The sequence below is a fragment of the Polynucleobacter sp. MWH-Aus1W21 genome (genome assembly GCF_018687275.1).
GTDB lineage: Bacteria > Pseudomonadota > Gammaproteobacteria > Burkholderiales > Burkholderiaceae > Polynucleobacter.
The window spans coordinates 2,005,114-2,029,247 of the sequence record NZ_CP061287.1 but is presented as its reverse complement, the minus strand read 5'-3'; the positions used below and the strand labels follow the sequence as shown (position 1 = coordinate 2,029,247).

26 protein-coding genes are annotated in these 24,134 nt (G+C 45.1%); 8 read left to right on the top strand and 18 right to left on the bottom strand.

Translation table 11 applies throughout. The features are described 5' to 3' along the window. Positions 1-16 precede the first annotated feature (16 nt). From ICW03_RS10525 to ICW03_RS10485, 9 genes are all read right to left on the bottom strand, one after another. Positions 17-751, bottom strand: a complete 735-nt coding sequence (locus tag ICW03_RS10525; protein ID WP_215347967.1) for a 1-acyl-sn-glycerol-3-phosphate acyltransferase — start codon at positions 749-751, stop codon at positions 17-19. A 7-nt stretch (positions 752-758) separates the two neighbouring features. Further along, positions 759-1,331, bottom strand: a complete 573-nt coding sequence (gene gmhB, locus ICW03_RS10520; protein WP_215347966.1) for a D-glycero-beta-D-manno-heptose 1,7-bisphosphate 7-phosphatase — start codon at positions 1,329-1,331, stop codon at positions 759-761. After that, on the bottom strand, positions 1,328-3,466 hold the full coding sequence (gene glyS, locus ICW03_RS10515; protein ID WP_215347965.1) for a glycine--tRNA ligase subunit beta: 2,139 nt from the start codon (positions 3,464-3,466) through the stop codon (positions 1,328-1,330). The genes gmhB and glyS overlap by 4 nt, the downstream gene beginning before the upstream one ends. A gap of 27 nt (positions 3,467-3,493) precedes the next feature. Beyond that, complete coding sequence (gene glyQ, locus ICW03_RS10510; protein ID WP_068319536.1) at positions 3,494-4,384, bottom strand: glycine--tRNA ligase subunit alpha; 891 nt, start codon at positions 4,382-4,384, stop codon at positions 3,494-3,496. A gap of 60 nt (positions 4,385-4,444) precedes the next feature. Next, positions 4,445-5,977 carry an apolipoprotein N-acyltransferase gene (gene lnt, locus ICW03_RS10505; RefSeq protein WP_251374399.1) on the bottom strand — a complete coding sequence of 511 codons (1,533 nt, stop codon included), beginning with the start codon at positions 5,975-5,977 and terminating at the stop codon, positions 4,445-4,447. A gap of 8 nt (positions 5,978-5,985) precedes the next feature. Continuing rightward, a complete protein-coding gene (locus ICW03_RS10500; RefSeq protein WP_215347964.1) occupies positions 5,986-6,825 on the bottom strand; it encodes an HlyC/CorC family transporter in 840 nt (279 codons plus the stop codon). Between the two features lie 30 nt (positions 6,826-6,855). After that, positions 6,856-7,329, bottom strand: coding sequence for an rRNA maturation RNase YbeY (ybeY, locus tag ICW03_RS10495; RefSeq protein WP_215347963.1), 474 nt, complete (start codon positions 7,327-7,329; stop codon positions 6,856-6,858). Next, entirely contained in the window at positions 7,319-8,665 is a 1,347-nt protein-coding gene (gene miaB / locus ICW03_RS10490; RefSeq protein ID WP_215347962.1) for a tRNA (N6-isopentenyl adenosine(37)-C2)-methylthiotransferase MiaB, read from the bottom strand. The genes ybeY and miaB overlap by 11 nt, the downstream gene beginning before the upstream one ends. Positions 8,666-8,731: 66 nt before the next feature. Continuing rightward, complete coding sequence (locus ICW03_RS10485) at positions 8,732-9,994, bottom strand: putative Na+/H+ antiporter (protein ID WP_215347961.1); 1,263 nt, start codon at positions 9,992-9,994, stop codon at positions 8,732-8,734. 58 nt (positions 9,995-10,052) lie between these two features. On the opposite strand from ICW03_RS10485, the gene ICW03_RS10480 reads away from it, so the two are divergent. Together ICW03_RS10480 and ICW03_RS10475 are read left to right on the top strand one after the other, a co-directional pair. Beyond that, complete coding sequence (locus tag ICW03_RS10480; protein WP_215347960.1) at positions 10,053-10,463, top strand: rhodanese-like domain-containing protein; 411 nt, start codon at positions 10,053-10,055, stop codon at positions 10,461-10,463. Positions 10,464-10,511: 48 nt separating this feature from the next. Further along, a complete protein-coding gene (locus ICW03_RS10475; RefSeq protein WP_215347959.1) occupies positions 10,512-10,901 on the top strand; it encodes an OsmC family protein in 390 nt (129 codons plus the stop codon). 65 nt (positions 10,902-10,966) lie between these two features. Here the strand turns inward: ICW03_RS10475 and ICW03_RS10470 are convergent, their stop codons facing one another. Together ICW03_RS10470 and ICW03_RS10465 are read right to left on the bottom strand one after the other, a co-directional pair. Beyond that, entirely contained in the window at positions 10,967-11,254 is a 288-nt protein-coding gene (locus ICW03_RS10470; protein ID WP_215347958.1) for a glycine zipper domain-containing protein, read from the bottom strand. 47 nt (positions 11,255-11,301) lie between these two features. After that, a complete protein-coding gene (locus ICW03_RS10465; RefSeq protein WP_215347957.1) occupies positions 11,302-11,664 on the bottom strand; it encodes a Rap1a/Tai family immunity protein in 363 nt (120 codons plus the stop codon). A gap of 136 nt (positions 11,665-11,800) precedes the next feature. Between ICW03_RS10465 and ICW03_RS10460 the strand changes: the two genes are divergently transcribed. The 3 genes from ICW03_RS10460 to ICW03_RS10450 are packed head-to-tail and all read left to right on the top strand — an operon-like array spanning position 11,801 to position 14,529. Next, positions 11,801-13,003 (top strand): ammonium transporter, encoded by a 1,203-nt coding sequence (locus ICW03_RS10460; protein WP_215347956.1) that lies wholly within the window; start codon positions 11,801-11,803, stop codon positions 13,001-13,003. A gap of 56 nt (positions 13,004-13,059) precedes the next feature. Further along, a complete protein-coding gene (locus ICW03_RS10455) occupies positions 13,060-13,584 on the top strand; it encodes a gamma carbonic anhydrase family protein (RefSeq protein ID WP_215347955.1) in 525 nt (174 codons plus the stop codon). A 15-nt stretch (positions 13,585-13,599) separates the two neighbouring features. After that, positions 13,600-14,529, top strand: coding sequence for an AEC family transporter (locus tag ICW03_RS10450; RefSeq protein WP_215347954.1), 930 nt, complete (start codon positions 13,600-13,602; stop codon positions 14,527-14,529). Here the strand turns inward: ICW03_RS10450 and maiA are convergent. Then, positions 14,500-15,180 (bottom strand): maleylacetoacetate isomerase, encoded by a 681-nt coding sequence (gene maiA / locus ICW03_RS10445; RefSeq protein ID WP_215347953.1) that lies wholly within the window; start codon positions 15,178-15,180, stop codon positions 14,500-14,502. The genes ICW03_RS10450 and maiA overlap by 30 nt on opposite strands. 90 nt (positions 15,181-15,270) lie before the next feature. Here maiA and ICW03_RS10440 point away from each other — a divergent pair, with 90 nt between their 5' ends. Then, complete coding sequence (locus ICW03_RS10440) at positions 15,271-15,900, top strand: trimeric intracellular cation channel family protein (RefSeq protein WP_215347952.1); 630 nt, start codon at positions 15,271-15,273, stop codon at positions 15,898-15,900. Here ICW03_RS10440 and ICW03_RS10435 read toward each other — a convergent pair. From ICW03_RS10435 to ICW03_RS10420, 4 genes are read right to left on the bottom strand one after another with little or no spacing between them, the layout of a single operon-like run. Beyond that, positions 15,887-17,485, bottom strand: coding sequence for a gamma-glutamyltransferase family protein (locus ICW03_RS10435; RefSeq protein ID WP_215347951.1), 1,599 nt, complete (start codon positions 17,483-17,485; stop codon positions 15,887-15,889). The two genes, ICW03_RS10440 and ICW03_RS10435, sit on opposite strands and share 14 nt — an antisense overlap. Before the next feature lie 40 nt (positions 17,486-17,525). Next, positions 17,526-18,968, bottom strand: a complete 1,443-nt coding sequence (locus tag ICW03_RS10430) for a TRAP transporter large permease subunit (protein ID WP_371819926.1) — start codon at positions 18,966-18,968, stop codon at positions 17,526-17,528. Continuing rightward, on the bottom strand, positions 18,968-19,510 hold the full coding sequence (locus tag ICW03_RS10425; protein ID WP_215347949.1) for a TRAP transporter small permease subunit: 543 nt from the start codon (positions 19,508-19,510) through the stop codon (positions 18,968-18,970). Before ICW03_RS10425 ends, ICW03_RS10430 begins: the two co-directional genes overlap by 1 nt. 20 nt (positions 19,511-19,530) lie before the next feature. Beyond that, positions 19,531-20,616 carry a TRAP transporter substrate-binding protein gene (locus ICW03_RS10420; RefSeq protein WP_215347948.1) on the bottom strand — a complete coding sequence of 362 codons (1,086 nt, stop codon included), beginning with the start codon at positions 20,614-20,616 and terminating at the stop codon, positions 19,531-19,533. Between the two features lie 338 nt (positions 20,617-20,954). Between ICW03_RS10420 and ICW03_RS10415 the strand changes: the two genes are divergently transcribed. After that, positions 20,955-22,625, top strand: coding sequence for an MFS transporter (locus ICW03_RS10415; RefSeq protein ID WP_215347947.1), 1,671 nt, complete (start codon positions 20,955-20,957; stop codon positions 22,623-22,625). Positions 22,626-22,678: 53 nt separating this feature from the next. Here the strand turns inward: ICW03_RS10415 and ICW03_RS10410 are convergent, their stop codons facing one another. Further along, entirely contained in the window at positions 22,679-23,290 is a 612-nt protein-coding gene (locus ICW03_RS10410; RefSeq protein WP_215347946.1) for an MOSC domain-containing protein, read from the bottom strand. A gap of 18 nt (positions 23,291-23,308) precedes the next feature. Continuing rightward, on the bottom strand, positions 23,309-23,632 hold the full coding sequence (locus tag ICW03_RS10405) for a DUF6150 family protein (protein WP_215347945.1): 324 nt from the start codon (positions 23,630-23,632) through the stop codon (positions 23,309-23,311). A 73-nt stretch (positions 23,633-23,705) separates the two neighbouring features. Here ICW03_RS10405 and ICW03_RS10400 point away from each other — a divergent pair, with 73 nt between their 5' ends. Continuing rightward, entirely contained in the window at positions 23,706-24,122 is a 417-nt protein-coding gene (locus tag ICW03_RS10400) for a hypothetical protein (RefSeq protein WP_251374398.1), read from the top strand. Positions 24,123-24,134: the final 12 nt, after the last annotated feature.

Here is a 24,134-nt window from a genome sequence, read left to right as displayed (position 1 = left end):
TCGTTTAATGGTAATTCTATTTGTACGCGCTAGGGTCGATGATGCGCATTTCAGATTCAATCCAACCCTCAACCTCTTGTTGTAGCTGTTCTGCCGACTTATTGGCTGAGCTGATCGCAGGCCCTATTGAAAAAATGACTGTGCCTGGATTTTTAATAAAACTATTTTTGGGCCAGTAACGCCCTGCATTGTGTGCGATAGGAATGACCAATGCATCAGTGGCGCTGGCTAGGCGTGCACCACCTTTGCGGTAAGGCTTGGTTGAGCCGGTGGCTGTTCTGGTGCCCTCCGGAAAGAGCATGATCCATTTGCCTTCACTCAAGCGCTTGCGACCTTGAGTGGCTACAGAATGCGCCGCAGTCTGCTTATTGGAGCGATTGATATGGATCATTTTTAGAAGTGCTAATGCCCAACCAAAGAAGGGGATCCAGAGAAGCTCACGCTTAAACACAAAGCAAAGTTGTTTTGGAAGCAAGGCGATATAAGCAATCGTTTCATAAGCAGACTGGTGTTTGCTAAGAATGATGACGCGCTCATTAAGCACTGCTTCCATATTTTTCATGCCCCGGATTTCATAATGAATTCCGCAAAGGGGCTTCAGTAGCGCAATGACAATTTTGTTCCAAAGTCCAATAAAGGTATAGCGGTTTTCAGGGCTTAAAAAAGGAAATGCCAGCATGCATAGCACTGACCAAATGGGCGTGAACACCACTAAAAATAAGGCAAAGAGAATCGAGCGAATCAATTGCATGATGAATTTAAGCCTTGTCTTCTAAAAGCGCATTAGCAAATGCCAAGAGATCGGTATGTATTTGAGTGCCATCTGGTAGATTGCCTTTGGCAAGCGTCTTCTCTCCCTTGCCGGTGAGAACTAGGTGAGGTGATGCCCCCAAAGCAATTCCAGCCTCAAGATCACGCAAAGAGTCACCCACAATGGGGGTGCCAGAAAGCGGCTTAACGCTATCAGTTTTTTTATAGCGCAAAGCAATTTCTTTCATCAGGCCTGGTGCAGGCTTGCGGCAATCACATTGATGTGCGTCTTGATGAGGGCAAAAGAAGATGCTATCGACATGACCGCCTAGTGGCTTTAGTAGGCCCTCCATTTTGCTATGCATAGCGTGCAAATCATTAATGCTGAAGTAGCCTCTGGAGAGGCCAGACTGATTTGTTGCTATTGCAATTTGGTAGCCCGCTTGATTTAGGAGAGCAATTGCTTCAAGACTTCCTGGGAGTGGTATCCACTCGTCAACTGACTTTACATAATCATCGCGGTCTTCGTTGATCACGCCATCGCGATCGAGAATAATCAGTTTAGAAGAGCTGGTGCTCATGCTAATTTGCCGAGATCGGCAACGAGATTCATTTTCTGGTGAAGTTGTTGCAGAAGAGCCAGGCGGTTATCACGCAACTCTGGATTGGGATCCATGACCATGACATCGGCAAAGAATTGGTCAATTGGCCCACTTAAAGCTACTAGAGATCTTAAGAGTTCCACAAATTGACGTTTTTCGTAAGCTGCATTGATTGCGGGTGTAACCGCTTCCAATGCTTGATGTAATGAAGCTTCTGCTGGAATTTGCAGTAATTTTACGGAACAAGTCGCAGGGATGGCGGTAGTCGTTTTCTTCAGAATATTGCTAATACGCTTATTGGCAGCTGCCAGTTGAGCTGCTTCTGTTAGTGCATTAAATTCACGCAACGCAGTTAAGCGTTCTAACAGATCATTAATTTGGGCTGGATCTTGGCTTAAAACAGCATCAATTTCTGCGCTAGTAAATGCTTTGCCGGCAACAGATTGGTCGCGTAAATAAGCACGCAAGCGATCGATGATGAAGGCGTAGATATCGGTAGCTTTTGCCTTCTCTTGCACATCAGTCTGTGGAAACTGCGCGCGGGCTAATTCGATAAGTTCTGGCAGATTGAGGGAGAGATTTTTTTCTAAGAGTAAACGGCAAATACCTAGAGCATGTCGACGCAGTGCATAAGGGTCTTTATCGCCCGTTGGTGCGAGACCAACACCCCAAATACCAACTAGAGTTTCTAGTTTGTCGGCAATAGCCAAGATGGTTCCGGTTTGAGTTTGCGGCAATCCATCACCAGCAAATCTTGGCATGTAATGTTCGCTGCAGGCGCTAGCAACATCAGCATTCTCGCCATCATGATTGGCGTAGTAGCGGCCCATAATTCCTTGAAGCTCTGGGAACTCGCCAACCATATCGGTGAGTAAATCTGTTTTGGCGATTTCGGCAGCGCGCGCTACCAGCTTTTCATCGGCGCCCAGTTTTTTCGCGATGCCTACAGCAAGGCCTTGAACGCGCTTGGCGCGGTCTAACTGGTTGCCTAATTGATTGTGATAAACCACCTTGCCAAGATCAGCTACACGTGAGGCTAAAGAACGTTTTTGATCTTGCTGGAAGAAGAAGCGAGCATCTGATAAGCGGGGGCGTACAACACGTTCGTTACCAGAAATAATCGCATTAGGCTTATTAGTTTCAATATTAGAAACAATCAAGAAACGATTGCGTAATTTGCCTTGCTTGTCAGTTAATGCAAAGTATTTTTGATTAGTTTGCATTGTCAAAATCAAGCATTCTTGTGGAACTTCTAAAAATTCTTGATCGAAGTGGCACTCATAGATAGCAGGCCATTCGACGAGGGCAGTTACTTCATCCAAAAGGCTATCAGGCATCAAAACCAAATCATCGCCAGCCGCCTTTAAAAGAGCCGTCTCAATTTGTGCGCGACGTTGGTTAAAGCCGGGAATAATTTTTGCTTTAGATTGCAAATCTGCTTCGTATTGATCTGCACTAGAAACCGTTACGTTGCCTGGCGCCAAGAAGCGATGTCCTTCAGTTTGGTTGCTAGCGTCAATACCTAAGGCACTGATATTTAGGGTGGTGCCGCCGTGGAGTGCAATAATGCGGTGAACAGGACGGGCAAATTGCACATCAGCCAATTGACCATTTTTCTGTAACACTTGGTAGTGCATCATTTTGGCAATGGGTAGCTTGTTTAGGGTTTGCTCAAGCGCAGTTTGAGCGGTTTGTTCAAGAGCAGCACCTTTGGCAATGACATTAAGGTAGAGAGCTTCATTTTTACCTTCACCAGCTTTTTCTAAAGTGGCAAGATCAATGTCTGCATACCCAAGCGTACCTAATTTTTTAAGTAAAGGCGGGGTTGCTTTGCCTTCTGCATCAAATGCAATGCTCGTTGGTAGTAATTTTTCACGGACCGGAAAATCTGGTGCTTGGTCTAGCACATCAGTTACTTGAACTGCTAAGCGGCGTGGTGTGGCAAAGCCGGTGACTTTGGAAGTTTCTGTTGATAGGCCGGCAGACTTTAGTGCAGCAAAGATGCCTTCACTGAAGGCATCACCTAGGCGACGCAATGACTTTGGTGGTAATTCTTCGGTGAATACCTCAATCAATAAAGTAGCTGATTGAGGTTTTGAATTAGATGTGCTCATAGATGGAATGCAGAAATCTCGATGCGCTTAAGCCTGCGCTTTAGCTTGACGTTGACACATTGGGAAACCCAGCTTTTCTCTGGACTCAAAGTAAGCCTGAGCAACAGCACGAGAAAGATTGCGAATGCGTCCAATATAGGCCGCGCGCTCCGTAACGGAGATAGCGCCACGCGCATCCAACAAGTTAAATGTATGTGCTGCTTTTAAAACCATTTCGTAAGCAGGTAGTGCAAGTGGAACTTCCATCAAACGCTTCGCTTCGCTCTCGTAGTTTGTGAAGTTAGCAAAGAGTAGATCGGTATTGGAGTGTTCAAAGTTATAGCAAGACTGTTCAACTTCATTTTGGTGATACACATCACCATAAGAGATGCCGTCTGCCCAAACTAAGTCATACACGTTAGAGCAGTTTTGGATATACATTGCCAAACGTTCGATACCGTAAGTAATTTCACCAAGTACAGGCTTGCAATCTAAGCCACCAACTTGTTGGAAGTAGGTGAACTGTGTCACTTCCATCCCGTTGAGCCAAACTTCCCAGCCAAGACCCCAAGCGCCAAGCGTTGGGTTTTCCCAGTCGTCTTCCACAAAGCGAACATCATTTTCTTTAAGGTCTAAGCCGAGTGCGGCAAGAGATCCTAGATAAAGATCAAGAATATTTTCTGGGGCTGGTTTAAGCACTACCTGGTATTGGTAGTAGTGCTGCAAGCGATTTGGATTTTCACCATAGCGACCATCTTTTGGTCTACGCGATGGCTGCACGTAGGCAGCTTTCCAAGGCTCTGGACCAATGGCGCGTAAGAAGGTGGCGGTATGAGATGTACCAGCGCCTACCTCGAGGTCGATAGGTTGCAATAGGGCACAACCTTGTTGGTCCCAATAATCTTGAAGTTTGAGAATGATTTGCTGAAAAGTAAGCATGATTAACCTGGCTAAGCCATTGATTTTACATGGCTAGGACACTCCGGAGTTAAAAAATGCCTAAAAACGTCTATGGCGAATGAGACCCCAGAGCAAGAGGAGGCAAGAAAGACCCAAAATCGGAAAATTGCCCCAAATGACATAAGGCGTTTTTCCAGAATAGGCCTGGACTTGAGTGCTTAGAGTGCCTTGGGTAAATTCAGGAAGGGATTGCAATACTTTGCCATCAGGTCCTAAGACGGCTGTAATGCCTGTGTTGGTGGCGCGCAAAGCAGGCAGCCCAGTTTCTAAAGATCGTAGCTGAGATAGCCTGAGTTGCTGTGTAGAGGCCTGCGATTCACCAAACCATGCAAGATTAGTCATGTTGATAAGTAAATTTACTGGCTGGGTGCTGTGCTGAATCCGCGAGGCTAGCTCACTACCAAAGACATCCTCATAGCAAATCGTAATAGCAGCATGAATATCTGCTTGACCCTTGCGCACAATCGCAAACGGAGATTGATCTATTTTCCCTCTAGCAAAGTCGCTCATTGGTACGTGAAATGCTTTGACAAACCATTGAAATCCGGGAGGAATAAATTCTCCGAAGGGAACGAGGTGCGCCTTGTCGTATTGATAGGCTGGCGTGTTTGGCGAGAGTCCAGTAGCGCGATTGGAGTATTGCATGCCACCCTCTCCAGGTACTTCGCCAATCAAGCCAAGAAGAACATTACTATGGCTATCGTTAGAGTAATCTTGCAGGTAATTTAGCAGGCCGATTGGTAAATTCGAAATAGGCCATGGGAATGCAGTCTCGGGGATGATGATGAGATTGGCTGCTTGCTTAGTAATTTCACCGGCATAAAAATCAATCTGTTTACCAATAGCTTGAGGATTAAATTTCAGACTTTGTTCAAAGTTGCCCTGAATGAGTCGAATGGTAATTGGCTCTCCAATGGGCTTAGTAAAAGTAAATAGCCCAGCAAATTGAGTCAGGCTAATGGCTGCCACAATCAGGAGCGCGCTGGAAGTGGGGTGTTTGCGAGCTTGATAAAGTTCCCAGGAGGCCCAGACCACTAGGAAGGTGCAAGTCAAGCCGCCAAAGAAGGGTGCGATATGGGTGAATGGTCCAGTAAATTGGGTTTCAGCAAGTCCCATCCAAGGAAATCCCGTAAAGATATAGCCGCGCAAAAATTCTGCAACAACCCAGCTTGCCGCCAGAAATAAACCAGTTAACTGATTCTTTTTGAATGCAGGAATTGCCAGTGTGGCTAACGAAAAGTAGATGGCAACATAAGCTGAAAGTAAAAATACTCCCATACAAGCAAGTGGCGCATTCATACCGCCAATGTCATGCAAGCTAATGTAAAGCCACCATAGACCTACGACAAAGTAACCAATACCAAATGTAAGACCCAATACAAATTGTTTTTTGATTGAGAGTGATGAGTAAGAATCAATACGCCACCAGAGAATACTTAAAAGTGGAAGCTGAATCCAGCCGCCGTAAGGAAGCTCAGCAGCTAGCGCAAGTGCTGCCCCCAATAGCATCAAAATAAACACTGAAAATATTTTGACGCTCTTGTGCTGCTGATGGGGGTGCTGATCAAACAAGGTAAATCTCAGTCAGATTTTTTATTGGTTTGTCGCGCAAGCAGAATATGAATTTGTCTTGGGTCGGCGCGCTGCACCTCAAATTCAATACTATCGATTTCAATGAGCTCACCCATCTTAGGTACGCGGCCAAGATGTTGAATAACTAACCCGGCTACTGTCTCGATATCTTCAAGCTCGAAGTGGGTGCCTAGTGCTTTATTAAATTGCTCAAGCTCCGTAATGCCTTTGACGCGGATGTCGCCGTTATCTAGGGCAATGAGATTATCCGCCTCTTCATCAACGTCATGCTCATCTTCAATATCGCCAACGATTTGCTCAAGGACATCCTCAATCGTAATAATTCCTGCTACGCCACTATATTCATCAACCACAATCGCTAAGTGATTGCGATTATCTTTAAAGTCTCTCAATAAAACACTAAGACGTTTTGATTCTGGAATAAAGACAGCGGGACGCAACCAGTCTCGCACTTGAAAATCTTTTTCTGTGGCGTGACGCAATAAATCTTTGGCTAGCAAAATGCCGATGACATTATCTCGACTACCTTCAAATACTGGAAAGCGGGAGTGTGCCGCTTCGATCACATTCTTAATAATCTCAGGAAGCGCCTGACCAATGTCGATCCAATCAATCTGGGCGCGAGGCACAAGAATGTCACGTGCGGATAATTGGCCAACTTGAAAGACACCTTCAATCATTGAGAGGGCATCTGCATCTATTAAGCCCTCGGCTTGTGCCTCGCGCAGGGTTTCAATCAGCTCTTGACGGCGTTCGCCAGGCTCCGTTGGCTGAGGGGTTAAAAAATCAGCTAAACGGTCTAAAAGGGATTTATTGGGGTCAGGCATATAGCAAGAATAGCGTAGAAATAAGTCAAATCACTGATAAGGGTTAGCAAAGCCCATTTTTTGGAGAGTCTGGATTTCCAGGGCTTCCATTTTTTTGGCATCTTTGGCGGCCTCGTGATCATAGCCTTGAGCGTGAAGGCAGCCGTGCACAATTAAATGGGCTAAATGGGCCTTCAGTAATTTATTTTGTTCTTTTGCTTCTTTCTGTAATACAGGGAGACAGAAAATGATATCTGCTGCCAATTCATTTTTTGAAAGCTCGTATGGAAAAGTGAGCACATTGGTTGCGTAATCTTTTTGGCGAAAAGCTAGGTTCAACTTTTTGCCTTCAGTGGCATTTACAAAGCGAAGTGTCATCAGGCCGCCAAGAGGTGTTGTACTCCTAACCCATTTCTTTATTAAAGCGGGCGAAGCGATTTTGCTAAGAGTAGATTCAATTGCAGTACTAGCGTATTGCAAGTCAATTTTTAGTTTAGGTGGATTGACTTTGTTCTTAGCTGACATTTACTTCTACCAATTCACCTCTGAGAGTGTAGTTAAGGACCTCGGTGATGCGTATATCTACGATCTGGCCAATGAGGCTCTCAATATCTTGATCTGGTGCCGTGAAATGAATGACGCGATTATTTTCAGCACGTCCTTGCAAGTTAATGCCGTCCTTAGCAAGACCTTCGATCAGTACCCGTTCAGTATTGCCCAACATTTTTTGGCTAATTTGATTTGCCTGACCCTCAACAAGAGCTAGTAATGTTTGAAGGCGCTTTAGTTTGACTTCGTAAGGCGTGTCATCGTGTAAGTTCGCAGCTGGTGTGCCTGGACGTGGGCTGAATATAAAGCAAAAACTATTGTCAAAATTTAATTCTTCGACCATCTTGAGGAGTTTCTCAAAGTCTGCCTCTGTTTCACCTGGAAAGCCCACAATGAAGTCGCTTGATAGCGTAAGGTCAGGACGAACTGCGCGCATTTTGCGAATGATGCTTTTGAACTCTAGTGCCGTATAGCCACGCTTCATTGCTGACAACATGGCATCTGATCCATGTTGAACGGGTAGGTGTAAGTGACTAACTAACTTAGGTACTTTTGCATAGACATCTATAAGGCGTTGGGTAAATTCTTTAGGGTGACTAGTGGTAAATCGAATTCGTTCAACACCTGGAATTTCAGCAATGTATTCGATGAGAAGAGCAAAGTCAGCGATCTCTTCGGTATTGCCCATCTTGCCTAAATATGCATTCACGTTTTGGCCTAGCAGAACAATTTCTTTGACGCCTTTACCGGCAAGACCGGCCACTTCAGTGAGTACATCGTCAAAAGGCCTAGAAACTTCTTCGCCGCGTGTGTAAGGTACAACGCAGTAACTGCAGTATTTAGAGCAGCCCTCCATGATCGATACATAGGCTGAGCCACGAGTTTGTCGTGATGCCGGAAGATGATCAAACTTTTCAATTTCTGGAAATGAAATGTCTACTTGAGAGACGCCTGTTTTACGTCTTTCTGCAATAAGGTCGGATAAGCGATGCAATGTTTGCGGGCCAAAGACCACGTCAACATATGGTGCGCGACTGACAATTTGCTGACCTTCTTGACTTGCTACGCAGCCTCCAACACCAATCAATAGATTGGGTTTTGTTTTCTTAAGCTCGCGAAGTCGGCCTAAGTCCGAAAAGACTTTGTCTTCAGCTTTTTCTCGAATAGAGCAAGTATTCAGAAGGACAACATCGGCATCTTCCGGTCGATCTGTCATGACCATGCCTTCATCGGCATGTAATAGGTCGGCCATCTTGCCCGAGTCATACTCGTTCATTTGACAGCCGAAAGTTTTGATGTAGAGCTTTTTCATATGCCGTTCTCAGGTTTATAGCTGGGGGCGAAGCTCAGATTTTACTGCCTAAGTCTTGTCGAGGCCTCAGATGAGTCGATAAGCCAAGATAGCCACTATTGTTGGTGGAATGGCGGCAACTAGCAAATAGAGTGCTGAGACCGCGCCATTAGGGAAATGTTGTCGCAGGATAGCAATTCCAGCTGGGTTGGGTGCGTTGGCAATTACGGTTAGACCTCCTCCTGCTACCGCTCCTCCCACTAAGGCGAGCTTAAATTCCGGTGAGGTGCCGGTGACTAATGAGCCTAGGTAAGTGAGCGCTGCATTGTCTGTGAACGCAGTTAATACAAGGCTTCCATAAAAGACTGCAGTAGGGCTCATCATTTCGAGGATGGGTTGTAGCCACCAGCCTTGTAATGAGCCTAGTACGACTAAGCCGCCTAAGAAGAAGCCGACCAGCAAAGCTTCTTTCAGAATTAATGGGCTTTGATGTTTTGGATAAGCAGTGGTGTAGCCGATAAAGAACAACAGAATCCAAGTAAAAATTATCGGGTCATGTGCAAACATCACCACCCCACACAAGAAGAGTAGGTGAACCAAAATTACGGCCAATGGAATTTTGACTTCTTTCTTATCTGCATCTGGCTCAATCAGTTGGTGATGAAATAAAAGCGTGACTGCTAGAGCGTTAATAAAAATGGCTATGCAGGACTCAATGCCAAAGTTGGCAAACATAAATGCTGAGCTCCACCCCCAAGTTGAGGCCACCATCAGTACTGGTGGCGCAGCAAAGTTGGTGAGTGTCCCACCGATGGAGATATTGACGAAGAGAACTCCAAGCGTTCCAAACAGGAGGGCTGTTGAGCATTTATGGCGATAGACTAAATCACGCAGCAGAAAGGCTGCCAGGGTCATCGCAGCTGGCTCGGTGATGACTGAGCCTAGAAGAGGTGTGATCGCCAGAGTTAGAAAATATAAAGCGGGAGCACTTCTAATGCGCAATAGGTATTGCAATGCCGTAGCTAAAGCATGCAAAATTTTCGTCGCAAAATACAAAATAGGTTTTGTGCCAGCGACAATCATGATGGCAAAAACAAATAGCGGCTCAGTGAAGTTGCGTTTATTTAAAAACTCTTTAGCAGTAGCTAGACCATCATTCAAAGAGATAAAAATAACTAAAATAGCGGCCCAAAAGCCAAAAACAATTTCTACTTCGCCAAGAAGGTGCCAAAGCCCTGCGTGCCGCGGAGATTTTTTGGCGATAGATTCAAAATAACCAGTACAAAAAGTATGCAAAACTGCAATTGTAAAAATAATGCTTGCGCCAAGTTCTGTCGGGGTAAAGTTCATAGCAGAATGGTAGCAGGTACTTGATAAAAATGAGGCATTGTTAATTTGGGAGATATTGGTGAAATTAAAGATTGGATATCAAGAGCTCATTCAGAGCGCAATGACTGAAATCGAAACTCTGCCCTTGGAAAAAGCCCAGCAATTGTTGGCAGATCCCAATGTAGTGTTTGTTGATATTCGTGATGTTCGTGAATTGGAAAGAGAGGGCATGATTCCCAATGCTTTTCATGCCCCTAGAGGAATGTTGGAGTTCTGGGTTGATCCCGATAGCCCTTATTACAAGCCAATTTTCGGTGAAGGTAAGCAACTCATTTTGTATTGTGCCTCTGCCTGGCGCTCCGCCTTATCGACTCAAATGTTGCAGAGAATGGGCGTGCCAAATATTTGTCATTTAGAGGGTGGTTTCAGTGCTTGGAAGAAGGCGCAATTGCCTACTGCAGACAAAGCAAGTAAATCCCATTCCGGGTAAAGTCATCTTTAAAGTTGTTCCGATTGCAATTATTTATTTAGGATGTTTATGAGAAAAGTCGTGTCGCAGTTTGGAGAGGGTCCACTACAGCAGAAATTGACTGCTGGTGATTTGCATTTTTTATCTGATGCAGAAACCGCAAAGGGTGGCTCCGGAACCGGACCAAGTCCTCATGAGTATCTTGGTGCAGCCCTAGCTGCTTGTACATCCATGACTTTAAAGATGTACGCCGGTCGCAAGGAAATGAATTTAGAAAATGCCATTGTGACTGTTGATATCGAACGAGCAGATGATGTTGAAATCTTTTCTCGCGAGATTCAACTGCAGGGAAATTTAAGCCCAGAAGAAAAAGAGCGCTTATTGGAGATTGCTGATAAGTGTCCAATTCATAAAGCACTGGCTGGACAGATCCAAATAAAAACCCAGCTGGTAAATTAATACGAGCTGGGTTTGTTTTGCTACGCTCAGGCCTTGTAGGCCAGGGTTTCAAGCTAAGCTAGAGCTTAATTAGGGGCCTTAGCTGGCTGATTATTTTTTCCAGCTTTATAGCCAGAGTTGTATTCAGAAGCTTGTTCTTTCTTGTAGGCATCGTATACGTAACCAGAAGCTGCGCCAACTGCTGCACCACCTACTGCACCCCAGATAGGGTTGCCGTGGAAGATTGCGGTGCCAACAGCACCAGCTGCTGCGCCAATGCTAGCGCCTGAGAGCGTGCGTTGTTCAGTATTGCTCATATTTGAGCAACCGACGATTGCTAAAGTTGCTGCGGTAATTGCGATAATTTTTTTCATCTCAACTGATCCTTTAAAAGTGTATTAGTTTGGCTAAGCTGCTGGAATTATTTTCTGGCGCAAGGGAAGCGTGAAGCTAAGAAGCCCAAGAAAACACCTGCCGCTGGTTTATCGCCAACTTGTGGATTGCTTTGTGCGAACTTTACAAAATCACCAATCACTTCATCCCGTGCTGGAGCTGGTTGCTTTACGCAAATAAATGGCTTTGCACGTTGCGGGTGGCGAGTGGCTAAATAGGTTTCATAAACAGAGGTGGTAAAGCCAATACAAAAACTGCGTGATTCTGGGCTTGCAGGGAGCTTGCAAACATTAGCGAGTTCTTGTGTGCTTAATACTTTGATTGTTTCTTGTGCTTGTGCAAAGCCTGAAAAAGAGGCTAAAGCGGCCAAAGCAATGAGGAATTTCTTCATGGGTTCTCCCTTAGGTGTATGTAAAAACGATAATAAACCATAAATAAACCTATCTATGCACTAATTGGGTGCAACCCGCACTTCTTTGGGTTTTTATATTCCCCATAATGATGCAAAAAATAAGAGGGGAAATTTCATGGAAACTTTGAAAACAGGTAGCGATGCTTTATTCATTTTGCTCGGTGCAATCATGGTTCTTGCCATGCATGCGGGCTTTGCGTTCTTGGAGTTGGGCACTGTACGCAAGAAGAACCAGGTGAATGCTTTAGTAAAAATCTTAGTGGACTTTGCAGTCTCAACGATTGCATATTTTTTTATTGGTTACAGCATTGCTTATGGTGTGAACTTTTTCTCTGGTGCAGAGTTACTCGCTGAGAAGAATGGCTATGAGTTAGTGAAGTTTTTCTTCTTGCTGACTTTTGCTGCTGCAATCCCGGCAATTATTTCAGGTGGTATTGCAGAGCGCGCTAAATTTAATCCTCAGCTTATTGCTACTTTTATCTTGGTTGGTTTTGTATATCCCTTCTTTGAAGGTATTGCATGGAATCAACACTACGGTATTCAGGCTTGGATTAAAGGTCTAACAGGTGAAGAGTTCCATGACTTTGCTGGTTCAGTTGTAGTGCATGCCGTAGGTGGTTGGATTGCCTTGCCGGCCGTTATTCTTTTGGGTGCTCGCCGTGGCCGCTATACAAAAGAGGGGCAAATTTCTGCTCATCCACCATCAAGCATTCCTTTCTTGGCTTTGGGTGCTTGGATTTTGGCGGTAGGTTGGTTTGGCTTTAACGTGATGAGCGCGCAAACAATCGACAAGATCAGCGGCTTGGTTGCAATGAACTCATTGATGGCGATGGTTGGTGGCACATTGGCTGCTTGGGTAGTCGGTCGAAACGATCCAGGTTTTACCTATAACGGTCCTCTTGCTGGCTTGGTAGCAGTTTGTGCTGGCTCAGATTTAATGCATCCTCTTGGCGCTTTGTTTGTTGGTTTAGTTGCTGGCGGACTTTTTGTATATATGTTTACCTTGGTACAGAACCGCTGGAAGCTGGACGATGTTCTTGGTGTTTGGCCATTGCACGGTTTGTGCGGTTTATGGGGTGGTTTAGCCGCAGGTATTTTTGGCACCAAAGCTTTTGGTGGTCTCGGCGGTATCACTTTTACCGGGCAGCTGATTGGTAGCACCTTAGGTGTAGGTATTGCATTGATCGGTGGTTTTGTCGTATACGGCGCCCTGAAGGCGACCTTAGGTATTCGTATGTCTCAAGAAGAAGAGTTCGAAGGTGCCGATTTAAGTGTGCATCGCATTTCTTCATCACCAGATCGCGAACCTAACTGGTAATTGATTTTTAGTGCAAGGCTGTTCATCTATAGCCTGATTCATACCTATAATGAGTCATGGCTATATTTGAACTAGACGGAAATGCCCCTCATTTGGCTGAGGGTGCATGGGTTGCCGAAAGCGCAGAAGTGATCGGTAAAGTAGAGCTCCATCAAGATGTGAGCATTTGGCCCAAAGTCATTATCCGTGGTGATAACGATCTTATTCAAATTGGCGCTGGTAGCAATGTGCAAGACACATCTATTTTGCATACCGATCCCGGTTATCCACTCATTATTGGTAAGCATGTCACCGTTGGGCATCAGGTTATGCTGCACGGCTGTCAAATTGGCGACGGCAGTTTGATTGGCATTGGCGCAGTAATTTTGAATGGCGCCAAGATTGGAAAAAATTGTTTGGTTGGTGCAGGTGCGCTCGTTACAGAAGGAAAAGAATTTCCGGACGGCTCTATGATTTTAGGAACTCCAGCAAAAGCGGTGAAAGAGCTAACTGCGGAGCAAATAGCGGGGATTCACGATATCGCTGGGCGTTACGTGAAAAATGCACAGCGTTATGTCAAGACGCTGAAAAAGATTGCCTAACCTCCACAATAAATTTTGCTCTACGTATTTAATGTAGTTCTACCTGTTTTCTTACTCATACTGATTGGGTATGTTGGTGGGCGCGCTGGTAAGTTGGGCATCAATGCCTCTACTGAGTTAAACCGGTTTGTTGTTTGGCTGGCTTTGCCTGCTCAACTATTTAACTTTGCCGCCAATAGCGGATGGCAAACACTGTGGCAGCCTGGCTTTATCGCTGCATTTTTCCTGAGTTGCTTAATTGTTTTTGCCTTAGTGCTACTTGTGAGCTGGATGCGTCATCGAGACTTAGCCGCCGCAAGCTTTGATGGGCTCAGTGCTTCTTATTCAAATACTGGTTACATGGGCATTCCATTGTGCGCGCTTGCTCTTGGTCAAGATGGCCTAGCTCCAGCCATTATTTCAACCTTCATAGTATTTGTGATGTTTGCTTTAGCAACGGTATTTATAGAGATTGGTATCTTGTCGCACAAGAAGTCGCATGAGATTGTCTTAAGCGTTATTAAATCCTTATGTACTAATCCATTGCTCATAGCTCCAGTCGCCGGTTTGATATGGGCTTCTAGTGAATTAACTTTGTACGATCCGGTTGCTCAAGTGATTTCATTTTTAGCTGCCGCTTCTACGCCATGCGCTTTAGTTTCAATTGGTTTGTTTCTCATCCAAAAAAGTACTGCTGCTCCAGGAAGAGCGTGGGGTATTAGTTTGGCAAAGTTAATACTGCAACCCTTAATTGCCTGGATTATTGCGGGTCCGATTTTGGGTTTGCCTGATTTATGGGTAAGCGCTATTGTGATTTTGAGTGCACTCCCTACTGGCACCGGGCCTTTTATGTTGGCTCAGTATTACAAAGCTGATGGCAGCATTATTTCTAGAGTGGTATTGATTACTACGGTGAGCTCTTTGCTTACGCTCTCATTATTTCTGTGGTGGAGCAACGGGGTTTGAGCCTTCGGCATCTATTTGTTTTTCCCAAGATGCATCAATAAAAGCGGGCAACTTCATACACTCATGAAAAATGCTCATGAGTATGGGGTAGAGTTCCACATCTACTTTTGCGCTTAGCGCATTAAATAGCTGAGGCACTAAGCAGATATCAATTAAGCCCGGATGATCGCCGTAGGCAAACCTCCCAACCCTAGAGTCATTGCTCAATTGCTTTTCAATACTCTCTAGCCCAACTTTTACCCAGTGTTGGTACCACTCATCTTTAGCTTCGTTAGTAATGCCGAGTTTTTTGATGAGGTAGCGGAGTACGCGAACGTTATTAATTGGATGAATATCGCTGGTGATATCCATTGCAATAGATCGCACCCAAGCTCGATCTATTGTTGAATTTGGTAGGAGCGGAGGCTCTGGTTGAGCTTCTTCTAGATATTCAATGATCGCTAAGGATTGATGAATTTTGATCTCACCAGATTCAAATAAAGGCACTAAGCGATTGGGATTTTTGCTGCTAAATATCTCTCCCAACTGCTCGCCACCATTTTTACTGAGATGGATTGGAATAATTTCGTGGTTCATGCCCTTAAGGTTGAGGGCGATGCGTACCCGAAAGGCAGCAGAGCTGCGCCAAAAGCTATATAGCTTTGGGGTCATATCAATACCTTATCTGAGCTCATGGCTAACAGTATATTCAGAATAGCTATTCAAGTAAGAGTAAAGATAAAGTGCTTTAGACTTATTCTTATGGAAGATATTAATTTTTGGATTGGCATCATTGCAACCATGGCCTTTGCTGTGACAGGGGTTTTGGCGATTGCCGATCGCGGCGTTGATCTCTTTGGCGTCTTGGTGCTTGGGTTAATAACCGCGATTGGGGGCGGCACTATTCGAGACATCATTTTAGAATCCCCTGTTTTTTGGTCAGAGAATCAAATGTATGTATGGCTTGCTCTAGCTGCCAGCATCATTACATTCTTCGCAGAATCTTTTTTCACCCAACCGCAAATTTACCGCTGGATGCTTTATATCGATGGCTTTGGTGCAGCGCTATTTGCAATTCAAGGGGCGGATAAGGCCTGGAATATGGATTTTGGTTTGCCGGTAGCTCCGGTCATCTTAGGGGTGGTGACTGCAATCGGCGGCGGATTATTGCGTGATGTGCTTGCCGGTAGAAAAACACTCATCATGTCACATGAGCTTTATGCGATTCCGGTGACCTTGGGTTGTGTTGCTTATGTTTTAGTGCTGAACTTCTTGCCACAGTATGTGGTTGAAGGTTCTGTGATTTGTATGCTCGGAATTTTTGGGCTACGCGCAGCAGCTATTCACTGGGATCTGCGCGTGCCAAAAATGTTTATTACTAAAACGCGCTAACGGCTCCATCGCTGCGAGGATCCCATCCACCGCGCAATGTGCCTGATGGATCGCGAATGATGCATCCAGCATGGCCGACGGTTTCATCGAAGGCATCGAGCATTTCTATCTCATGACCTAAGGCATGTAGTTCTTTTGCTACCCAAGGACTAAAGCGAGACTCGAGTTTTAAGCTATCGCTCGTTTGACCCCAAGTGCGACCGAGCAGCCAGCGTGGACGACTAATAGCATCTTGCGGGTCTAAGTCGTAAGTGGCAGTGCGAGTAAAGACGGCGCATTGCGTTTGCGGTTGACCATCACCCCCCATCGTTCCATAAACCATCGAGCGACCATCTTTAAATAAAGCCATCGCCGGATTAAGTGTGTGGAACGGTTTTCTATATGGCTCGAGGTGGTTAAGTGTTTTAGGATCTAACGAGAAGCTGCATCCGCGGTTCTGCCAATTCACACCAGACTTTGGTAGAACAATACCTGCGCCGAACTCGTGATAAATACTTTGAATGAAGGAAACACAATTGCCATCACCATCAATGACACCCATCCAAATCGTATCGGCAGGACCTTTGCCTTGACCCCATGGCAGCGCTTTATTGGGATCAATATTTTTAGCAAGTTTTTTCAGGAATGCAGGTGCTAAAAAAGATTGCGCATTCTTCGTCATATACGCAGGGTCTGTCACAAATTGATCGCGAATCTTAAATGCTTGCTTGGTTGCCTCAACACAATGATGAACGTACTCTGGACTATCAACCTTGAAGCGTTTTAAGTTCAACTGATCCAATATGCCAATAATCATCAAAGAGACAACGCCTTGGGTAGGCGGAATCATGTTGTATACCTTGCCTAGACTATGTTTGAGTTCTAATGGATCAATGAGTTTGGCATGATGACGATGTAAGTCATCTAGGCGCAATGGACTACCAATGTCGGTTAATTCCTTTCCAAGTAATTGCGCAAGATCTCCACGGTAGTAGTCATCCGTTCCCTTTTCTGCAATTTGGCGCAAAGTTTTTGCAAGACGTTCTTGTTTAAAGATGCTGCCAACGGTAGGTGCTTTGCCATTCACCAAGAAAGTTTTAGCGAAGCCGGGAATCGGGCTGAGCTCCTCCCGTTTCTTTGCGGTCAAACTCGATTGACTATAAGTAACGGGTACTCCTGCTTCTGCGTAATGAATTGCATCAGCCAATAAACGAGATAAAGGAATCTTGCCGCCCAAGCCTTGTTTGGATAGTTTGTGAGCAGCACCCCAACCAGAGATGGTTCCTGCAACAGTATTGGCTGCAACAGGCCCCCGAAATGGAATGGCCTTGGTGATGCCACGCTCTGCATACCATTGCTTGGTTGCTAAACCGGCAGCAGCACCACAGGCATCAATCCCGCCCATAGCCTTGCCGGGTGAATGCACCACCCAGAAAGAGTCACCCCCAATAGAGTTCATATGTGGATACACCACTGCAATGGTTGCTGCCGCAGCCACCATGGCTTCCAGTGCGTTACCGCCTTCACGTAAAACTGCTAAAGCTGATTCAGAAGCGAGGGAGTGCGGTGCTACCGCCATCCCCCGAATACCCCACTTTGCTTGCATCGTAAATCCCCTCTATTTTTTATTTTGCTATTTGTAATAGCTATTTATTCTCTCGTAATTGTCGCTCGATATCAGCACTGGAGTCTATGGTGATCTCATTTTGCTCGACACCAGCGAGTGGATCGACTGAGACAGCATTCACGTCCATTGCAACCGCCGGCTTGTCAATGAAGTAAGTAACAGTCTCAGGAATGAAGATGATGATCGCAACCAAAATCAGCTGTAGACCAACCCATGGCAAAGCCCCGTAGTAAATATCGGAACTTTTCAGTGATTTTGGCGCTACCCCACGAAGATAGAACAAGGCGAATCCAAATGGTGGATGCATAAATGAAGTCTGCATATTGGCACCGAGAAGCACACCAAACCAAATGAGATCAATGCCAAGCTTGTCTGCAACAGGAGCCAATAGTGGAATGATGATGAAGGCGATTTCAAAATAGTCCAAGAAGAAGGCTAAGAAGAAAACAAACAAGTTCACCACAATTAAGAAGCCTATTTGGCCACCCGGCAATCCTGACAACAGATGCTCAATCCAAAGGTCGCCATCAACGCCGCGGAATGCCAAGCCAAAGACAGTGGATCCAATCAGAATGAAAATCACCATGGCATTAATGCGCATGGTTGAAGTCATTGCCTCCCAGACCAAAGGCTTTTGTAGACGCTTGTTCATTGCTGCGAGAACTAAAGCTCCAACAGAACCCATTGCACCACCTTCAGTTGGCGTTGCTAGACCCATCAAGATGGTTCCGAGCACCAAGAAGATCAAGGCGATTGAAGGAACAATGCCCCAAAGGATTTTTTTGAACAATTTCCAGTCAATTTTTGGGCGCGCTTCTGGAGGAAGTGCTGGTACATCTTGCGGTCTAAAAATGGACAAGAAGAAAATGAACAAGCAGAACAACACCACTTGGATGATCGAAGGTCCGATAGCTCCTGCATACATATCACCAACTGATTTACCCAGCTGGTCAGCTAATACAATTAAGACTAGTGATGGTGGGATGAGTTGAGTAATCGTTCCGGAGGCGGCAATCACACCCGTTGCTACGCGAGGGTTATATCCATAGCGCAACATGATTGGCAAGGAAATTAAACCCATGGCAATCACAGAGGCCGCAACGGTGCCGGTAATTGCACCCAGGATCGCGCCAACAATAATCACGGCATAAGCTAAGCCTCCACGGATCGGGCCGAATAACTGACCCAAGCCTTCGAGCATGTCTTCTGCCAAGCCACACTTCTCCAAAATGGCACCCATGAAAGTAAAGAATGGGATAGAGAGTAGAAGGTCGTTCGACAAGATGCCAAACACGCGATCTGGTAGCGCTTGTAAGAAGGTGGGCTGAAACATGCCCATCTCGATACCAATGAAAGAGAAGAATAAGCCAACAGCACCTAAAGAAAAGGCTGCCGGATATCCAATTAATAAAAATACAATCAGACCCCCAAACATGATGGGGGCCATCAAATCTTGGCTAATCATTGGAGAGGTCTTTCGTATTTAGGATCGATTTGAATCATGCCAGTCAAGGCTGCATAGCGCTTAATGATTTCTGAGAGACCTTGGAGCGTTAACAAGAAAAAGCCCAAAGTAATCACACCGCGAACTGGCCAACGAATAAGACCGCCTGGATTACTCGAGGTTTCATTTTGAATTACCGAAGTAATAAAAAATTCCCAAGAGTAGTAACCAATAATGATGGTCATTGGTAAAAAGAAAACAATGCCACCCCAGAAATCTAACCAAAGTCGAACTCTGTTGGGATATAGGGCATAGAGCACGTCAACCCGCACGTGCTCATTCATACGAAAAGTGGTGGCGGCACCAAACATCACCATGCCGGCAAACAAATACCATTGCGCTTCTAACCAACCGTTTGAGCTGATGTTAAAGCCGTACCTGATCAGTGCATTTGCTGTGCTGACCAGTACGGCAATAAGAACCATCCAACTTGCTAAAACACCAAAACGGTCATTTAGGCGATCAACGAAATTTGCAAAAACTAAAAATTGTTTTGGCATTTCAGTTACTCGCTTAAAGTTTATTTGACAGGATTAGTTAGCATGAAGCTCATGAGGGTTTGTTCGGCAACCTTGTTCCATAACATTTGGTCGTTGCGGAATTTTTTCCAAGGTTCGTAAATCTTCTTGAAGGATGGGTTTTTGGCAGCTTCCTCCTCATACATTTCGAAGGCTGCATTGGAAGCGGCTTTCATAATTTCTGTGGAGTAAGACTGCAACTTGACGCCATTCTTGATCAAACTCTGTAAGGCAATTGGGTTTTTGTAGTCGTACTCAGCCATCATATCGATGTTGCATTCAGCACAAGCTGAGGCCAAGGCTTCTTGATATTGCTTAGGTAGCTTTTCCCACTCCTTAATGTTGACGTACATGGAGTACATTGAGCAAGCCTCCCACCATCCCGGGTAGTAGTAGTAAGGAGCAATTTTGTAGAAGCCCAATTTTTCATCGTCGTATGGACCGACCCACTCAGCTGCATCAATCACACCTTTTTCAAGGGCTGGATAAATATCACCGCCAGCGATTTGTTGTGGGATTGCGCCTAAGCGGGACATAACTTCGCCTCCGAGGCCGGCGATACGCATTTTGAGACCTTTGAGGTCTGCAACGGTTTTCACTGGCTTTTTAAACCAGCCACCCATCTGTGTGCCTGTATTACCAGCCGGGAAAGAGATGATGTTGTAATCGCGTAAGAATTCACGCTGTAGCTTTAAGCCTCCACCCCAGTACATCCAAGCATTTTGCTGACGCTGGTTCATGCCAAATGGAACGGTAGTGTCAAAAGCAAAAGTTTTATTTTTGCCAACAAAATAGTAGCCAGCAGTGTGTGTGCATTCCACTGTGCCTTGCTGCACTGCATCAACTGTGCCGAATGCCGGAACGATTTCGCCTGCGCCAAAGATGCGGATCTGAAACTTGCCATCAGTTAAGGCTGCAACTCGTTTGGCAATAAATTCGCCACCACCATAAATCGTGTCTAAGCTTTTGGGAAAGCTAGATGCGCAGCGCCATTTCACTTCTGGCATGGATTGTGCAATTGCTGGTGCGGCCAATACGCCTGCAGCAGCCCCAAGTGCGGTCTTACCTAAAAAGTCACGTCTTTTCATTTGCCTTGCTCCTTGTTTATTGATTATTTGATGGCATTATTTTTGCGTATGCCTTTTTACTAACTACAAGATCGATTAAAGCGAAGTGCAACAAGTGTTATTCGAGAGGTTTGCACCCTGATTTTCAGAAATGCACCTCATTTGGGCGTATTGCTTTAAGTTAGTGCTAAACCCTTTTTGCATCATGGCCTAAATGCGTTGCATCAAATCCACATTTCTCGGGAAAACCCCGAGTCTATTTGATGAGGAATTACCCTAACTAGTGGATTTCTTTGAATTTTTTCAAAGCATAATCGACCCGTTGTTTTTTATTTAATAAAAATAGTTAGGAGCTACTGATGTCAACATCAACTAAAGCAGCCCCAATGACCGCTGAAGAACGCAAAGTTATTTTTGCATCATCTTTGGGTACGGTTTTTGAGTGGTACGACTTTTATCTTTACGGTTCTTTGGCTGCCGTTATCGCCAAGCAGTTCTTCTCAGGCTTAGATGCTGGCTCTGCCTTCATTTTCGCTTTGTTAGCGTTTGCTGCTGGTTTCATCGTGCGTCCATTCGGCGCGTTGGTGTTCGGTCGCTTAGGCGATTTGATCGGACGTAAATATACGTTCTTGGTCACCATCCTGTTAATGGGTGGCGCAACATTCATCGTAGGTATTCTGCCTAACTACGCAACTATCGGTGTTGCTGCTCCAGTTATCTTGATCGCATTGCGTATGCTTCAAGGTTTGGCTTTGGGCGGTGAGTACGGTGGTGCTGCTACGTATGTTGCAGAACATGCTCCTCACGGTCGTCGTGGCGCATACACAGCTTGGATTCAAACAACTGCTACTTTAGGTTTGTTCCTCTCCTTGCTCGTGATTTTGTTCACACGTGAATTCACTGGTCCAGACTTTGATGTTTGGGGCTGGCGTATTCCTTTCATCGCTTCTATCGCATTGTTGGCGATCTCTGTATGGATTCGTTTGTCCATGAATGAGTCACCAGCTTTCAAGAAGATGAAAGAAGAAGGCAAATTGTCAAAAGCTCCTTTGTCCGAGTCATTCGGTCAGTGGAAGAACTTGAAGATTGTTATCTTGGCATTGTTTGGTCTGGTTGCGGGTCAAGCGGTGGTTTGGTACACAGGTCAGTTCTACGCTTTGTTCTACCTCACACAAGTGTTGAAAGTAGATGCTAAGACTGCGAACTTGTTGATTGCTGCTTCATTGGTAATCGGCACACCGTTCTTCGTTGTATTCGGTGCATGGTCTGACAAGATCGGACGTAAAGTGATCATCATGGGCGGCTTGCTCTTGGCAATCATTACTTACATCCCAAATACACCAGTTTCAGTATTTAATGCTTTGACCCACTTTGCTAACCCAGCGTTGGAAAAGGCAATGGCAACTTCACCAGCAACTATTACTGCTGACGTGAACGAATGTACATTCCAGTTCAACCCAACAGGTACAGCGAAGTTCACAAGTTCTTGCGATATCGCAAAACAAGTGATGGCGTCTAACTCTGCAAGCTATACAACTATCCCTGGCCCAGCCGGTAGCACTGCTGTTGTGAAGATTGGTGATACAGAAATCACTGGTTACACAGCAAAAGGTATGGCTCCAGCAGATTTGAAAGCTAAAGATGCTGAGTTCAAGAAGCAAATTCGTGATGCGTTGAACGCTGCTGGCTATCCAGCTAAAGCTGATCCAGCTGGCATCAACTACGTAGCCGTATTGCTCTTGTTGGTGTATTTGGTGATCTTGGTAACCATGGTTTACGGTCCAATCGCTGCGATGTTGGTTGAGATGTTCCCAACCCGCATTCGTTACACCTCTATGTCCTTGCCATACCATATTGGTAACGGTTGGTTCGGTGGCTTGTTGCCAACGATCTCCTTCGCCTTGGTAGCGCAAAACGGTAACATTTACTACGGTCTCTGGTACCCAATCATCATCGCTACGATGACATTGGTAATCGGTACACTGTTTGTTAAAGAAACCAAAGACGTAGATATCTACGCACGTGACTAAGAAGCTTTAGTCTGCATCAAATAAGAAACCCGATCAGAAATGGTCGGGTTTTTTTATTCCCACAAATCTTTTTGATTGCGATTGTTTAAGAGTTTTTGATTTTGTTGAGCAATAGAGGTTTCTCTTGACCCTGGGATGAGTTCCATTTGAGCGCCAGCAGAAAGCACCCCAGTTTTGATGACGCGTAAATACCAGCCACTAAAGCCGGACTGCAACATTGCCTTGGCAGCCCCTTTATAGCGCATTGCGGCATTAAATTTAAAGCAAGGTTCACGTAGCTTAACGACTGCAAATTCCAATTCTCCAATCCGCATTCGATCGCCGACAAAAACCTCGGTTTCTAGTAAGCCTTCAATAGTGAAGTTTTCGCCGATAGCACCATGCTGTAATTGAACGGACTGCTTTGTTTCGCGAGTCAGTAGCCCATTCCAAAACGCGTAGTGTTCTGCGGGATAAACGTAGATTGCTTTTTCAATACCGCCATGGACTGATAAATCGGCCTGTTCATCCCCTTTAACGCCTAGTGGGGTAATGTCAACGGGGACGGGATTTTCTAAAACGCTTACTGCTTTTTTGTGTATGGCCGAAGCAACCGATTTGTAGTTAGGGTGATGGTTGCCAAATAAAGGCATGACTTTGCCGGCTGAGATAGTAAGAATTCTCATGAATACGGTATTTATCCTTTAGTACCGACAGCGTGCATCACTTTTGTACTTGGTGAAATACACAACAAGATCGGCCTCAGACTTATATTGAGTGTAGTAAATCACTGCCCGAGCATCGCTTTTGTATTTGGTATAGAACCAGACACCAGGCTCATTATCGCTTGAGTATTGGGTGTCATACACAATGCAGTTTGCCTCTGACTGGTACTTGGTGACATAGACCTTTGCGTTGGCTTCCGATGGGTAATTAGTAATAAAGATTTGTGCTGCGAAGGTGTCAATTGAAATCAAGGCGCTCAGCATTAACAGGCCAAAAAATAGGGATCGAAGACTTGTCATCATTCGTGAATATTACGCCTTCTGTTTTTTTGTAAGCAAGTTCAGATAATATGGCTATATGGTGAACCGAATTCAAATGAAAACTTTTTTGACAATTAGCCGGTTGGCTTTGATATGGTTTTGCGTGATGGCTAGTCAAGGCGTTAATGCAAAATGGGATGAAGAGCGCGATACAACTATTAATGGCAAGGAAGAATTGGTCTATTACTACAAGACTAATGAGCAGGGTCAAAAGCTCGTATTGGATAAGTATGTAAAACGCCTTATCTTTATACGGCCTGACAAACTTTATAAGCGATCCATTAAGCAAATCAAGATCGATGGAGTGGCGGTGGATGTCACTAGCGATCCTTTTTCTCGTTACCCAGAGCAAACGGCAATTGTTTTTGATAACAAAGACGAGGTATTGAAGAAGCTCTTTTTGGCTAAGAAAATTGAATTCAATGTTTTGTATGGTCGCGATCAGGCTGAAAGTGTGTTTCAGATCAAGTAGTTGACCCAGTTG

Coding starts and splice junctions, on each gene's coding strand:
- ICW03_RS10525 (WP_215347967.1), bottom strand. CDS start 751: ATGCAATTGATTCGCTCGATTCTCTTTGCCTTATTTTTAGTGGTGTTC.
- gmhB (WP_215347966.1), bottom strand. CDS start 1,331: ATGAGCACCAGCTCTTCTAAACTGATTATTCTCGATCGCGATGGCGTG.
- glyS (WP_215347965.1), bottom strand. CDS start 3,466: ATGAGCACATCTAATTCAAAACCTCAATCAGCTACTTTATTGATTGAG.
- glyQ (WP_068319536.1), bottom strand. CDS start 4,384: ATGCTTACTTTTCAGCAAATCATTCTCAAACTTCAAGATTATTGGGAC.
- ICW03_RS10500 (WP_215347964.1), bottom strand. CDS start 6,825: ATGCCTGACCCCAATAAATCCCTTTTAGACCGTTTAGCTGATTTTTTA.
- ybeY (WP_215347963.1), bottom strand. CDS start 7,329: ATGTCAGCTAAGAACAAAGTCAATCCACCTAAACTAAAAATTGACTTG.
- miaB (WP_215347962.1), bottom strand. CDS start 8,665: ATGAAAAAGCTCTACATCAAAACTTTCGGCTGTCAAATGAACGAGTAT.
- ICW03_RS10485 (WP_215347961.1), bottom strand. CDS start 9,994: ATGAACTTTACCCCGACAGAACTTGGCGCAAGCATTATTTTTACAATT.
- ICW03_RS10475 (WP_215347959.1), top strand. CDS start 10,512: ATGAGAAAAGTCGTGTCGCAGTTTGGAGAGGGTCCACTACAGCAGAAA.
- ICW03_RS10470 (WP_215347958.1), bottom strand. CDS start 11,254: ATGAAAAAAATTATCGCAATTACCGCAGCAACTTTAGCAATCGTCGGT.
- ICW03_RS10465 (WP_215347957.1), bottom strand. CDS start 11,664: ATGAAGAAATTCCTCATTGCTTTGGCCGCTTTAGCCTCTTTTTCAGGC.
- ICW03_RS10460 (WP_215347956.1), top strand. CDS start 11,801: ATGGAAACTTTGAAAACAGGTAGCGATGCTTTATTCATTTTGCTCGGT.
- ICW03_RS10455 (WP_215347955.1), top strand. CDS start 13,060: ATGGCTATATTTGAACTAGACGGAAATGCCCCTCATTTGGCTGAGGGT.
- maiA (WP_215347953.1), bottom strand. CDS start 15,180: ATGACCCCAAAGCTATATAGCTTTTGGCGCAGCTCTGCTGCCTTTCGG.
- ICW03_RS10440 (WP_215347952.1), top strand. CDS start 15,271: ATGGAAGATATTAATTTTTGGATTGGCATCATTGCAACCATGGCCTTT.
- ICW03_RS10435 (WP_215347951.1), bottom strand. CDS start 17,485: ATGCAAGCAAAGTGGGGTATTCGGGGGATGGCGGTAGCACCGCACTCC.
- ICW03_RS10425 (WP_215347949.1), bottom strand. CDS start 19,510: ATGCCAAAACAATTTTTAGTTTTTGCAAATTTCGTTGATCGCCTAAAT.
- ICW03_RS10420 (WP_215347948.1), bottom strand. CDS start 20,616: ATGAAAAGACGTGACTTTTTAGGTAAGACCGCACTTGGGGCTGCTGCA.
- ICW03_RS10415 (WP_215347947.1), top strand. CDS start 20,955: ATGTCAACATCAACTAAAGCAGCCCCAATGACCGCTGAAGAACGCAAA.
- ICW03_RS10410 (WP_215347946.1), bottom strand. CDS start 23,290: ATGAGAATTCTTACTATCTCAGCCGGCAAAGTCATGCCTTTATTTGGC.
- ICW03_RS10405 (WP_215347945.1), bottom strand. CDS start 23,632: ATGATGACAAGTCTTCGATCCCTATTTTTTGGCCTGTTAATGCTGAGC.
- ICW03_RS10400 (WP_251374398.1), top strand. CDS start 23,706: ATGAAAACTTTTTTGACAATTAGCCGGTTGGCTTTGATATGGTTTTGC.